Raw genomic sequence first — 13,766 nt, 5'->3', positions numbered from 1 at the left:
GTCCCAAGCTGATAACTTTAAATTCCTTATCGAATAAAGTTAAACTATTTTCATTTAAATCTACACAAGACTTTTCAGCTATGATCAAAATCCTTCACACCGCAGACTGGCATTTGGGCAAAAGATTGCAGGATTTTTCCAGAATGGAAGAACAAAAACTCGTCCTAGAAGAAATCATTCAAATCTCAGATGATCAAGAAGTTGATCTGATTTTGCTAGCAGGTGATATTTTTGATAGTTTCAACCCTAGCCACGAAGCTGTCGAGCTTCTCTACAAAACCTTGCGGAGATTATCCAAGAATGGAGAAAGACCGATCATCGCCATCTCAGGAAATCACGATAGCACGCAGTTTGTCGAAGCTCCGGATCCTTTAGCTAGGGAAATGGGCATTTTCTTCTACAGCAGATACGACTCGGTCATGCCAATAGGAAAACTAGACAATGGTATAGAAATTCTCAATTCTGAATCAGGATTTATAGAAATCAAACTCCCAAAACATGCAGAACCAATCCGCATCATTTTAGCTCCTTATGCCAATGAAGTCTTACTCAAAACTTATTTAGGCGAAGAAGACAGAGAAGCCGAATTGAGGAATATTCTAGAAGCAAAATGGCGAAATCTTGCTGACCAGTATTGTGACAAGGGCGGCATCAACCTATTTGCAGGGCATTTTTTCTTTGTCAAAGAAGGTGAAAAACCAGAGCCAGAACCTGAAAGTGAACGGCCCATCCTACATGTTGGCGGAGCACAGGCACTTTATACGTCCAATATTCCTACACAAATTCAATATGCTGCCTTGGGACACTTACACCGCTATCATGCGGTGAGCAAATCTCCTTTTCCAGTAGTATATTCAAGTTCTCCCCTAGCCTACTCTTTTAGCGAAGCTGATCAGGAAAAAAGGGTTGTGATCCTAAAAGCCGAACCTAATAAGGAGATCAACTACGAAGCCGTCCCACTGACAGCGGGAAGACCACTATACAGAAAACGTTTTGAGCATTTAGCCGATACGCTGGCATGGCTTGAAGCAAATCCTTATTGCTTTGTAGAAATCACCTTCGCCACCGAGCATGCCATTGACGCAGCGACGAGAAAAGCCATCATGAAAGCTCACGATGGAATTGTCAACTTGATCCCAGAGATTCTGCATATCAAAGGTCAGGAAAGCTTAAGCCTCAAAGTAGAAGATTTAGGAAAAGATATGGTGACACTTTTCAAGATGTATTACAAAAGCGAAAAAGGTCAAGATCCCAATGCGGAGTTGATCGATATTTTTAATGAAGTAATCAGCCAAAACGAAGATTTATGATCCCAATTAGACTGGAAATACAAGGGCTTTATTCCTACAAGGAAAAACAGATCATCGAATTTGATCAACTGACAGCAGCTGGACTTTTTGGGATTTTTGGAGCTGTAGGAAGTGGAAAATCCTCCATATTGGAAGCTGTCTTACTTGCGCTTTACGGAAGCACTGAGCGACTTTCCGATCGTGGAGAAAAAAACAGCATGGTCAATCTTCAAAGTGAAGCGTTGCTGATCAACTTTGAATTCAAAGCTGGAAAAAACAACAGCAATACCTACCTCGGCAGATATGGTGCAAAGCGAAATCCAAAGAATTTTGATGATGTAAAACCTGCTGAGCATACCTTTTATCTTAAGACAGGATCCGAACTTCAGCCATTGACACTTCGAGGTGAGGATATTTTGGGGATGAAAAAAGAGCATTTCAAGCAAACTGTCATCATTCCTCAGGGAAAATTCAAGGAATTTATCGACCTCACACCTGGGCCGAGAGCTGAGATGATGAAGGAGTTGTTTGGTTTAGAAAGATTCGATTTGAGCTACAAAACTGCCGGACTGCTCCGAATTGTCAAAGATGAAAAAATCAGACTGGAAACACAGATTACCAGCTTAGCGCAATATTCTGAAGAAAGCTTGAAAGAAAAAGAAACCAACATCAAGCAAATTGCTGAGCAAGTTGGGGCTTTGGAAAAGGATTTTCAACATGCAGTACAGACTTACAAAAAACAGGAGCAAATTCAGGCATTGCATCAAACACTTCAAAGCTTTGAAAAAGAGTGGGAAGAGTTAGATGCTAAGAAGGAAGACATCAAAGAAAAAAAAGCTGTTTTCAAGGACTTTTTAAAAGCAAAAACTTATTTGAAACCTATATGGGATCAAATAGAAGATAGAAAAAAGGAAGTAGAAAAGTTTCAAGTAAGCATCGTTGACTGTGAGCGATTCAAAGAAAGCTATGTCGAAGAAATCTGTAAAAAGGTCGAAGAAGAAACTAAACTAAAGGAAAAGGCCAATCAAAAGTCAGAGCGAGAATCCAAAATCAGAGATCTTGAAAAGGTGAAAGAAGTCAAAGACCTTGAGCTACAAATCGAAGAAGCTGAAAAAGAGATCAAATTAATCCGTCCAAATCTTGATACAAGAACCTCAGAACAGAAAACTTTGGAAGTTAAAATCAGCAAACTAGAAGAGGAGTTGGACAAGAACCAGATTCCTGACAGCAATCGACTTGCTAATCTTAAAAGTGCTGTAAAAGATTGGGAGAACTGGAATTCAAATAAGAAAACGCTAGGACTTGAAATTAAAAATCTAGAGCTATCCCAAAAACAGCTTCAGGAAGAAATCACAAAGTTACAAGATCATTTACCCAAAGACGAATTATCAATCAATACTTGGATTGAAAGTCTGAAAAATAGAATTAAAACCCTTGAATCAGAAAGAGACAATCTGATTCAGAAAAGTGGTTTGGGTGCTCATGTACATTTGCTGGAGGATGGCAAGCCTTGTCCGCTCTGTGGAGCCTCAGAGCACCCCGACCCCTTACAATCCGATCCACAAGACCTTTCTCTAAAACAGAAAGAAGAGGAAATCGAAAAGGTTAAAATCACCTTAGAAGATGTATTTGAACTTTCCAAAAAACTGTCTGAATTCGGATTCAAGCTCGATAGCAATACCCAACAATTGGAATCAAAGCTTTCGGATTTTCAAAATCTGGAAAGTCAAATCAAAAACTTGGAAGAAGATTTAAAAGCACAAAGCTTTGATAATGTAGAAGCTGTTAGGCATTTTCTCCAAAAAACAGAAAGCGCCATACAAAAAGCTGATCAACAAAATCGGCAACTGAAAGATTGGAGAAAGAAATGGCAAACAGAAAAGTCTGATTTGGAAACTGCCGAGCAGAAGCTACGGATTCTGGAGCAGGGTTTGCTAACCCTCCACACAAAGCAAAACTCCAAAAGAAGTGACATCAAGGATTTAGGGTTTTGTCAGCCATTTTTCGATAAAAATGCTTTGGAAATACAGCAGACTATTCAGAGAGTTCAAGATGATATCGACAAAACAGCTGATTTGCTCAATGGCATCCAAAAAATTTTGGTAGAAATCAGAAATAAACAAGCAACCAATCTAGCCAACTTAGAAACTTACAGAAAAGGACTAATAGACACAGAAAATAAGATCACCTCCCTCAAATATCAGTTTGAGGATCTCAAAAAAACTCATGGTTTTGAAGATGAAGAAAAATTGATTCAGCTCTTTCATCATTCTTTGGATGCTGATAAAGTGGAGATAGAAATTAAGAATTTTGAGCAAAGAGCTCATTTGGTGAAATCCAGAATCGAAGAGATCCAAAAAACGGAAGGTATTAAAGATTTCAATCAAGACGCTTTTGAAGAATTGAAAAATACGCTAGAAGCCAAATCCAAAGCACTAGATGTAATCAAGAAAGATTTTACGCTTCTGGATAGAGAAATCATAGAAAGCACCGAAAAGCTCAAAGAGAAGAAAAAAGTCCTTGAAACATTCGGTAAGTTAGAAAACCGAGAGAGTAACCTAAAAGAACTTGAAAAGCTCTTCAAAGGTAGTGGATTTGTGCAATACGTAAGTTCAATCTACCTAAAAGAACTCTGCAATACTGCTAATATTCGATTCAACAAACTCACCAAAAACAGTATGAGCTTGGAGATCGATGAAAATAATACTTTCTATGTGGTCGATTACCTCAATGGAGGCAAAAAGCGACTCCTCAAATCACTTTCTGGTGGTCAGACTTTTCAAGCATCATTATGCTTGGCTTTGGCGTTGGCTGAGAAAGTCAAATCACTTAATGAAGCAGATCAAAGTTTCTTCTTTTTGGATGAAGGTTTTGGTGCCTTAGATAGAAATGCTCTTCGAGTGGTCTTCGAAACCCTCAAGGCTCTTCGACACGAAAACAGAGTTGTCGGTATCATCTCCCACGTCGAAGAACTCCAACAAGAGATAGAAGTCTATGCTAAAATCGAGTTGGATGCAGAGAAAGGAAGTCAGGTGAGGTATTCTTTTTAATAAAAACAAAAACTCCTATAGGAGGAATGCCTGATGTTATACTTTCAGAAAAATATATTTATCTATTCGACCAAGATTATTCACAATCACTTTACCAGGTTGATTATGATGGTAATGTCCTGAATTCCATTCGATTTGGCAATGATGACAAGCTCAACATTAACGGGATCAATAATCTTGTCGTTAAAAATAACAAAGTTGGAGTTGTTTCTAGGGGTTCCAAAATCATTTGGTTTGATGAAAACCTCAAAGACGAAAAAACAGAAATCATGGCCACAAAGGCCCATTATCATTTACCTTTCCAAAATGGATATGTTTCATTCGTAAACCGAATAAATGAAGAAATTGATTTTGACTTTGTAGCTTCTGATGAAAGTGGCATAATCCATACTGCTATCCCAATCGATAGAAATGAATATGGTTACGTTTACAAGCCCTATTCACCTTTAGCCAAATACAAAGATCAAATCCTATTTACAAAATCTTTCAATGATACTATTTTTGTTTACAATGAAAAAGAAGGTTTAATGCCATTTACAAAAGTTGATTTTGGGAGTAGCACAGTTCCAGATGATCAATTTTTAAAAATTCAAGATGCTTTTGATATGATGAATTTTTTCAATGCTAAAAAACACTCCTATTTATCAGGGGAGGTTTATCCAATTGATGATCAAAAAGCCCTAATTGGAATTACTATCAAAGGAAGCGGTAAATTAGGATTATGGGATATAGATAAGGGAAGTTTAGTAACATATCCAAGTTTAAAAGATGATTTCAAAAGTAATATGGAGTTATTTCAAATTAGTACCGTGAGCTTTGGCAAAACCGTCTTTGGAGTGAGTGGGGAATACGTAAAAAACAGTGCTTCAGAATCCTTTAAGAATAGTCTTGAAGAAGGATATGAATATTCGTTTTTCCTCTTAGTCTTAGAGTGAGCTGTAAATTACAATCTCCATTGAGTAGTTTTACTTATTACATTGAGTAAAATATTAAAAAGTAACGTATTTATTTATTAATCAATACATTATAAAATTATTTTTAAGCAAAAAACACAGTCAAGATGACTGTCTTTTTATTTGAATAAGGAGACAACATCCATCTCCAAAAACTCTTGCCAAGGAATCCCTCCTGAACCTATCAGCAGAGATTTTTGGGGTTTGAATTTTTTATCGAAGGCATTGAGTCCTGATAATTTACCTGTTTTAGCAGACTTCACTTCAAGGGCAATTACCTTCTTCTTATATTCTATCACATAATCCACTTCGTCATTTCCCTGCCTCCAATAGTGGATTGTTAAGTATTTATCCTTGAAAGATTGATTGACAAGGTGAGCACCGACTGCGGACTCTACCCATCTACCCCAAGTCTTTGGATTTTCCATTAATGTGTCGAAACTCTCATTCGAGATTCCGGACATGATGGCTGTATTATGGACGATGAATTTTGGGCTAGAAGAGCGCTTTCTCACCATATTTGGGCTGAATTTTTCTAATCCTCCCAAAAGTCCAGCTTCATTGAGTAACTCTACATAATTGGCCAAAGTAGTTGTATTTCCAGCGTCGCTAAGCTGCCCCATGATTTTTGTAAAACTCAACACCTGCCCCGAATACACTGATCCCAATTCAAATAAGCGCTTCATCAATGCTGGCTTATCTACTCGAGTAAGCATCAGGATGTCTTTGGAAATACTGGTTTCTAACAGCGAATCCCGGATATAGCTCTTCCATCTATCCTCGTCGTCTTTTAAAGTAATCGCTCCCGGATAACCTCCTAACCATACGAATTCTTCTGCAGTCAAACCGAAAGCTGCTTTCATCTCTCCATAAGACCAATGCCCTAGATAGGTTGCCTCAAATCTACCTGCCAAAGATTCTGTCAAACCCTGTTGAAGCATCAACCTCGAGGATCCAAGCAGTACCACTCTGACATCTATTCCTAACGAAGCATCTCTATCCCACTCAGATTTCACCTGTTCACTCCAATTATCTATCTTTTGCACCTCATCAATCACGAGTAAAAAAGGCTTGTCCGATTGCTTTGCTTGCTCAATCCTTGCCAACTCCCATTGCTGAGCTATCCAAACTCCATCTCCAGCAGGAACTGCATCTGCAGCTACAAGCAAATGTGGATAGTCAAGCTCTGCTGAAATTTGTCTAACCATGGTAGTTTTCCCAACTTGACGAGGCCCATAAATCACCTGTATGAAGCGTCTCGGTTCATCCTTCAATCTCTTAAGAAGAGTAGTTTTTTCAGATCTTTGATAAGCCATATCCTAAATTACTTTATTTATTGAGTAAATTTACTTAATATATTGAGTAAATTCAAATTAAACATCATATTTATTTTATATACAGATAGTTACAAAAATATCTTTAAGCTATTTTATTGAAAAAAAAGCTTATTTTTAAATTTAATAGCTGAAAAATATAATATCCATGAAACATACTTTTGGTTATAAACCCTATGCAGGATGATTACTGGTTATTTATAAACTCAAATATTCTCGCAGTATTTCTCACTAGATTTTAATTGTATTTTTTACACTTATTTATTTATATTGCTATTGATAAATAAACCTTAACAATAATATCCCATTGATCTATGAAGAATTTCAAAGGAAAAATCAATTTAGCTTTAGCAGGGCTGATCATTACACTTGCGGCATGTACTGAACCCACTACTCAAGAAAGCGAAAGTCAAGCCGCAGAAAGCACCTCAATTGAAAGAGTTGGCAATCCAATCATCACACATAAATACACTGCCGACCCTGCAGTACTTGTACATAATGACACCGTATTTCTTTATGTAGGTCATGATGAGGCTCCTGCACGAAAAGAGTTTTATGAAATGCATGAATGGCTTATTTTTTCCTCCACTGACATGGTCAATTGGGAGGAGAGAGCGGCTTTGAATGTAGTAGAAACATTTGATTGGGCGTCTGGCGATGCTTGGGCAGCCCATACGATTGAAAAAGACGGTAAATTCTATTGGTTTGTGACTGTCACACACAAAGAAATCCCTGGCAAAGCAATTGGAATTGCAGTGGCAGATTCACCGATCGGCCCTTGGAAAGATGCACGAGGCTCAGCATTGATCACCAACGACATGACTACAGATACTGAAATCAGTTGGGATGATATTGATCCAGCGGTATTCATTGATGATGATGGAGAAGCTTATGTGTTTTGGGGAAATACGATCGCTTATTGGGCCAAATTAAAACCAAACATGATAGAACTTGATGGCGAAATCAATCAAATTCCACTTCCCAACTTCACAGAAGCGCCATGGGTTCACAAGAAAGGTGACTGGTATTATCTAACATACGCGTATCAATTTCCAGAAAAAACAGCCTATGCCATGAGCAAGAGCATCACAGGGCCTTGGGAATACAAAGGAATCTTAAATGAAGTTGCTGGAAATTCAAACACCAACCACCAAGCAATCATAGAATTTAAAGGAAAAGACTATTTTATCTATCACAATGGCAGTATCCCAACAGATGGAGGAAGCTTTAGAAGGTCTGTTTGCATAGACTACCTCTATTATAATCCGGATGGTACTTTGAAAAGAGTGGTAATGACAACCGAGGGGGTTGACCCGGTTTGAGGATTTTAGATTTTAGATTTTAGATTTTAGATTTTAGATTTTAGATTTTAAAGGAGTAGCTTGATTTGGAGAGTCTGTCAGGCTTTAACAAAAAAATAGAAGGTAGATTCAGAATTGGAGTAATGCCCAATCTAAAATCTACCTTTTAAAATCTTCAATTATCTAACACCAAAGTGTAGCTCAATCTTGTGGCTGTATTTTTCGCCTGGATTAAGTCTTGCAGATGGGAAAGAGGGTTCATTTGGCGCATTTGGAAATGTCTGCGGCTCAAGGCAAAGTCCCATATACTGAGAATATGTAACGCCATTGGTAGTCAATCCGCCATCTAAGAAATTACCAGAATAAAACTGTACAGCAGGTGAATCCGCATAAAGCTCCATCACTCTTCCTGAACCCGCATGATACAATTCAGCCATTTTTGTCAGCTGACCGTCATGCTGCTCTTTTACCACATAATTGTGATCGTATCCTCCTTGTATTTCTGAGATTCTAGCACCGATTGTCGTTGGTGTGTTGAAGTCAAATGGAGTTCCAGATACATCTTTAAGTTCCCCTGTAGGAATTAATTCATTGTCCACAGGAGTGTATTTTGCAGCATTGATTTTCAATTCATGTCCAAGAATATCCTCTTTCATCGCACTAAGGTTGAAGTATCCATGATGCGTCAAGTTTACGATGGTTGGTTTATCTGTTGTCGCTTCAAAACTGATCAATAGTTTATTATCAGCTGTCAATTCATAGATGACTGTAGAGACCAACTCTCCAGGAAAACCTTCTTCACCATCAGGACTCGTGTAAGTCATTTTGACTTTCATAGACTCTTCGCCTTCAATAAATTCAGCGTCCCAATTCTTACGATTGAAGCCAAAATTACCTCCATGAAGGTGGTTATTTCCATCATTGGTGGTTACTTGATAGCTAGATCCGTCGATTTCAAATTTACCTTTAGCGATCCTGTTTGCATATCTCCCAGCAGTCGCCCCTAGGTAATAGTCATTGGTGTCATACCCATCAATTGACTCGTATCCTAAAACAATGTTCTCAGATTTTCCATCTCTATCCGGCACGATCAACTTCGAAACTACAGCTCCAAAACTTGAAAGTTCTACTTCCATTCCGTTTCCATTTTCTAAATGAAAAACCTTGGCTGTCTGATCTCCTACAGGAACTTCCTGTACTTTGACTTTAAATTTGATTTCTTTTTTCATTTCTTCTTTTTCCTCTGTTTTAGGCGAAGAACAACTCCATATTCCGATTAAAAGGGCGGAGAACAAAATGGTGATTGATTTGAAATTCATTTTTTTCATGTGCTTTAGGTGTTAACAGCCTTGACCATAGTATGCATCTTTACCATGCTTACGTTCATAATGCTTCTTGATCAAAGCATCTTTCAGTCTAGCTGCATTTGGGTTGATTTGGAGTGTAAGGTAAGCCATTTTAGCAACCTCTTCAAGTACTTTACTATTGTAAACTGCTTTTGCAGCATCTTTTCCCCAAGCGAATGGACCATGACTTCCTACTAAAATCATTTCTACTTCTTTTGGGCTTAGGTTTTTCTCCGCAAAACAGTCCAGAATCTGCTGTCCTGTATTGTATTCATAGTCTCCTTCGATCAGGTGATCTGCCATGGGAGGTGCACAGGGAATGTCAGCAGTAAGATGGTCAGCGTGGGTAGTTCCAAAATTAGGAACATCCATAATCGCCTGTGCCCAAGAAACTGCATAAGTCGAATGCGTATGGCAAATCCCACCAATATGCTTCCAATGTTTGTAAAGAAAAGCATGGGTTTTGGTATCAGAAGAAGGGCGCATTTTCCCCTCTACGACTTTCGCGTCAAAATCTACGATGACGATATCTTCCACTTTCAATTCTTCATAAGGGACACCACTTGGTTTGATAGCGAAAACGCCGTTCTCTCTATCGACGGCACTTACATTTCCAAAAGTATACACCACCAAATCCAATTTCGGTAGTTGCATATTCGCCTCGTAGCAGGCTTGTTTTAGTTCTTTGTACATTTAATTTTAGATCTTAGATTGTAGATTTTAGATCTGAAATCTGAAATCTACAATTATTTTAGAGGATTGTTTTCTTCTTTATTTTTTGAGTTTGATCTGTTTTTAATGGTTTTCAGACTCGAAACAAAGATCGCTGATAATTCATTTGCCTCTTGTAGTTGTCTTGAAACATCAACCCAGCCTTTAGCTTGAATTAATTCCAACCAATACCCACTTTCATCTGCCTCTTCTAAGACAATTTGAAGTTTTGAAATAAACTCATTATCACTCCTTGCCCTGCAGACAGCTCTGTAATTTGCGCCTACTGAAGTCGCAGATTTGACAAGTTGATAGGAAATTGCTTTTACTGAAACTGAATTTGGAAGTGATTCAATAAGATCAATTACATCGAGAGCAAATCTCTTTGTTTAATTAGACTTTGCATAAATGTAAAAATTAGAATTGAAAAATGTTGAAAGCATAATAAATCTACACAATCTCCAACTCAATCTAAAATCTACCTTCTAAAATCTAAAATTAATCCCTCCCTCATCCTTCCTAATTCCTCCTTCTCAACTTATCCTTCAATTAGTTTCCCGAACTCCGTATACTTGCTATAAAGCTTTTCATATACAAGAACATTGGCTGGGATTGGTTCGTAGATTTTATCGAAGCCGTTGCTCATGGCTTGTATTGCGGATTCGGTATCAGCATGAATGCCTGCAGCAACTGAAGCATACATGGCGGCACCCAAAGCTGGGGCTTGGTCGGAAGTGGCTACTTTGATCGGCATATTCAGTACGTCTGCGAGTGTCTGCATCACCAAAGTTGACTTTTTGGCAACTCCTCCTAAACCAATCACTGCATCGATCTGAACACCTTCCTGACGGAATCGCTCTACGATGCTTTTTGACCCAAAACTAATCGCTTCTACCAAGGACTTAAACACCCGAGCAGCATCTGAACCCATATTCAGGTTTCTGATTGCGCCTTTGAGTGCTTGGTTGGCATCTGGAGTTCTCCTGCCATTGATCCAATCCAAGGCTACAATTTTAGATTCCTCAACAGGTATCGCTAATGCTTCTTCAGATAATTTGACAATCAATTGATCATCAAGTTCTGTTTTTAATTTCTCTTTTTGCTCTTGATTTAAGATTTCACTTGCCTCAATCAATTCCAGAGATGGTTTAAGTAGGAGATTTTTGAACCATGCCAACACATCACCAAAACCAGACTGACCAGCTTCCAAGCCAATTGTACCAGGAATTACAGAACCATCTACCTGTCCACAGATTCCTGGAATCAATTTATCTCCTAACTTTTCTTTATTGGTGACCATGATATCGCAAGTTGATGTTCCCATCACCTTGATCAAGGTGTTTTCGGTAATCTCTCCTCCTACTGCTCCCGCATGTGCATCAAATGTCCCTACAGAAATTACTGTTTCTTCAGAAAGTCCAAGCTTCTCAGCCCACTCTTTACTTAAATTACCAGCAACTTCATCTGAAGTGTAAGTTTCAGTGTAAAGCCTGTCTTTTAAATCGGCCAAATAAGGATCAAACTTGCCAAGAAATTCTTTTGGTGGCAATCCGCCCCAGGACTCATGCCATAGCGCTTTGTGACCAGCCGCGCATCGACTTCTCTTGAAATTCAAGGGATCTTCATTTCCAATCAAATGGGCAGTGATAAAATCACAATGCTCCATCCAAGAAAACGCTACATTTTTTACTGCTTCATCTTCTCTTACAACATGGAGAATTTTGGCCCAAAACCATTCGGAAGAATAAATCCCTCCTTCATATTTTGTGAAATCTTCACCTCCCCATGTTCGGGCGACATGATTGATTTCGTCTGCTTCTTTGATAGCAGTATGATCTTTCCAAATGACCATCATGGCATTGGGATTTTCTGCAAACTCGGGCTTCAGAGCCAAAGAAACTCCTTTTTCATCTACCGGCATCGGGGAAGAGCCAGTTGTATCTACACAAATTGCATTCACTTGTTCTTTTGATACTCCAGACTTGGACAAAACCACCTTAATAGTCTCTTCCAGTCCTTCCAGATGATCTAAAGGGTGTTGTCTGAATCTATTGGATACAGGATCACAATACTTGCCTGCTTTCCATCTTGGATACCAATAGACATGGCTTGCTAGACAGTTTCCATCTTCCGTATTTACCAAAACTGCTCTTACGGAATCAGAACCATAGTCAAGACCAATTACATATTTATCATTCATATTTTCACCTATTTATTTCACTCTTACCATCAAAACTGCATTTGCTGGCACAGAAATTTTGAGATTTTCTTTGTTCAATTTGAAATCTTTGAAAGCAGCTTTTTTTACTACTTCCTTATTCTCAAAAGTATTGTGCGAATTGATCGCAGGAGCAGTGATGTATTCAGCAGTCACAGTTTTTGCATCAATTCCTCTTAACACTACATCTAAGTCGATTTTCTTATCCGGATTGATATTAGCAATACTAATATTCACTGTTCCGTCAGCAGATTTAGAAGTAGAGATATTTAATGCTTCCATTTTTTCCTTACCGAAACTCACTTCTTCAGACTTCAAATCATGAGAAATCAAAGTCGCGTCTTTGTGAGGCTTATAAAGATCAAAAACGTGATAAGTTGGTGTCAAAATCATGTCCGTTTCATTTGTCAAAATCACCGCTTGTAAGACATTGACAGTCTGCGCAAGATTAGCCATGTGAACACGGTCTGCGTTTTTATTGAAAATATTCAAAGAAATCGCCGCCACATGAGCATCGCGCATGGTATTTTGTTGGTAAAGGAACCCAGGATTTGTTCCCGGCTCTACTTCAAACCAAGTTCCCCATTCGTCGATGATCATTCCGATTCTCTTCTCAGGATCATATTTGTCCATAATCGTTCCATGACGTTTGATCAAATCATCGATAAATGCAGCTTTTCTTAACGTCTCCAAGTAAGTTTCTTTGTCAAAATCTGTCGCTGATTTTTTGTTTTCCCAGGATCCAGCAATGGTATAATAATGTAAAGAAAGTCCATCCATCATCCACAAAGGAATGTTTTTCATCAAGACTTCAGTCCAGTTATAATCCCAGTTATTCGCACCACCAGCAATTTTATAGAGCTTATTCCCTCCATAATTTCTAGCGTAGGTTGCATATCTTCTATACTCGTTGGCATAGTACTCAGGAGTCATATTTCCTCCACAACCCCAACTTTCATTTCCAACACCCCAATATCTGATACCCCAAGGTTCGTCTTGACCATTTCTTTTTCTCAAATCAGCCATTGGACTCACCCCATCAAAATTGATGTACTCGATCCACTTGGACATTTCCTCTACAGAACCACTCCCTACATTCCCTGTGATATAAGGTTCTGTACCGATTTTTTTGGCGAAATTCATGAATTCATGTGTTCCAAAAGAATTATCCTCTGTCACGCCACCCCAATGGGTATTGACCATTTTCGGTCTTTCGGCAGGATCTCCAATCCCGTCAGTCCAGTGATATTCATCAGCAAAACAACCTCCCGGCCATCTTAAATTTGGGATTTCCAAGTTGATCAATGCTTGCATCACATCTTTACGGTATCCATCTTCATTTGGAATATCAGAGTCAGGACCTACCCAGATACCTCCGTAAATACTTCTTCCTAGGTGCTCTGCAAAATGACCGTAGATATGCTTGTTGATCTTAATATGTCCTTGATCAGCATTTACGATCAGGCGGTTTTGAGCTAGGGAAAAGAAAGAAACCAACATTGCTGTTAGTAGCATGATCCCTTTTAAGCTTTTTGTTTTCATAAGTTTATATTTATAGGTTTAT

At 38.5% G+C, this 13,766-nt stretch carries 9 protein-coding genes and 1 pseudogene; 4 read left to right on the top strand and 6 right to left on the bottom strand.

Going from position 1 to position 13,766, the window contains the following annotated elements; all coding sequences use genetic code 11:
• The first annotated feature begins 80 nt into the window (after window positions 1-80).
• The 3 genes from BELBA_RS08665 to BELBA_RS08655 are packed head-to-tail and all read left to right on the top strand — an operon-like array spanning window position 81 to window position 5,274.
• Window positions 81-1,310 (top strand): metallophosphoesterase family protein, encoded by a 1,230-nt coding sequence (locus BELBA_RS08665; protein WP_014772346.1) that lies wholly within the window; start codon window positions 81-83, stop codon window positions 1,308-1,310.
• Complete coding sequence (locus tag BELBA_RS08660) at window positions 1,307-4,339, top strand: AAA family ATPase (protein WP_014772345.1); 3,033 nt, start codon at window positions 1,307-1,309, stop codon at window positions 4,337-4,339. Before BELBA_RS08665 ends, BELBA_RS08660 begins: the two co-directional genes overlap by 4 nt.
• Window positions 4,340-4,365: 26 nt before the next feature.
• Window positions 4,366-5,274, top strand: coding sequence for a 6-bladed beta-propeller (locus BELBA_RS08655; RefSeq protein ID WP_014772344.1), 909 nt, complete (start codon window positions 4,366-4,368; stop codon window positions 5,272-5,274).
• 137 nt (window positions 5,275-5,411) lie between these two features.
• Here the strand turns inward: BELBA_RS08655 and BELBA_RS08650 are convergent, their stop codons facing one another.
• Window positions 5,412-6,608: an ATP-binding protein gene (locus tag BELBA_RS08650; RefSeq protein WP_014772343.1), complete on the bottom strand. Its 1,197-nt coding sequence runs from the start codon at window positions 6,606-6,608 to the stop codon at window positions 5,412-5,414.
• A 332-nt stretch (window positions 6,609-6,940) separates the two neighbouring features.
• Between BELBA_RS08650 and BELBA_RS08645 the strand changes: the two genes are divergently transcribed.
• Window positions 6,941-7,948 (top strand): glycoside hydrolase family 43 protein, encoded by a 1,008-nt coding sequence (locus BELBA_RS08645; RefSeq protein WP_014772342.1) that lies wholly within the window; start codon window positions 6,941-6,943, stop codon window positions 7,946-7,948.
• A gap of 158 nt (window positions 7,949-8,106) precedes the next feature.
• Here the strand turns inward: BELBA_RS08645 and BELBA_RS08640 are convergent, their stop codons facing one another.
• From BELBA_RS08640 to BELBA_RS08620, 5 genes and pseudogenes are all read right to left on the bottom strand, one after another.
• Window positions 8,107-9,255, bottom strand: coding sequence for an aldose epimerase family protein (locus BELBA_RS08640; protein ID WP_014772341.1), 1,149 nt, complete (start codon window positions 9,253-9,255; stop codon window positions 8,107-8,109).
• A gap of 12 nt (window positions 9,256-9,267) precedes the next feature.
• Complete coding sequence (locus BELBA_RS08635) at window positions 9,268-9,966, bottom strand: L-ribulose-5-phosphate 4-epimerase (RefSeq protein ID WP_014772340.1); 699 nt, start codon at window positions 9,964-9,966, stop codon at window positions 9,268-9,270.
• A gap of 53 nt (window positions 9,967-10,019) precedes the next feature.
• A pseudogene (locus tag BELBA_RS08630) lies at window positions 10,020-10,358 on the bottom strand (four helix bundle protein); the annotation flags it as partial.
• 164 nt (window positions 10,359-10,522) lie between these two features.
• Window positions 10,523-12,184: a ribulokinase gene (locus BELBA_RS08625; RefSeq protein WP_014772339.1), complete on the bottom strand. Its 1,662-nt coding sequence runs from the start codon at window positions 12,182-12,184 to the stop codon at window positions 10,523-10,525.
• Between the two features lie 12 nt (window positions 12,185-12,196).
• Window positions 12,197-13,744: an alpha-N-arabinofuranosidase gene (locus tag BELBA_RS08620; protein ID WP_014772338.1), complete on the bottom strand. Its 1,548-nt coding sequence runs from the start codon at window positions 13,742-13,744 to the stop codon at window positions 12,197-12,199.
• Window positions 13,745-13,766 lie beyond the last annotated feature (22 nt).

The sequence above is a fragment of the Belliella baltica DSM 15883 genome, assembly GCF_000265405.1.
Lineage (GTDB): Bacteria > Bacteroidota > Bacteroidia > Cytophagales > Cyclobacteriaceae > Belliella > Belliella baltica.
The sequence above is the reverse complement of the archived record's forward strand: the minus strand, read 5'-3'. Positions and strand labels throughout refer to the sequence as shown.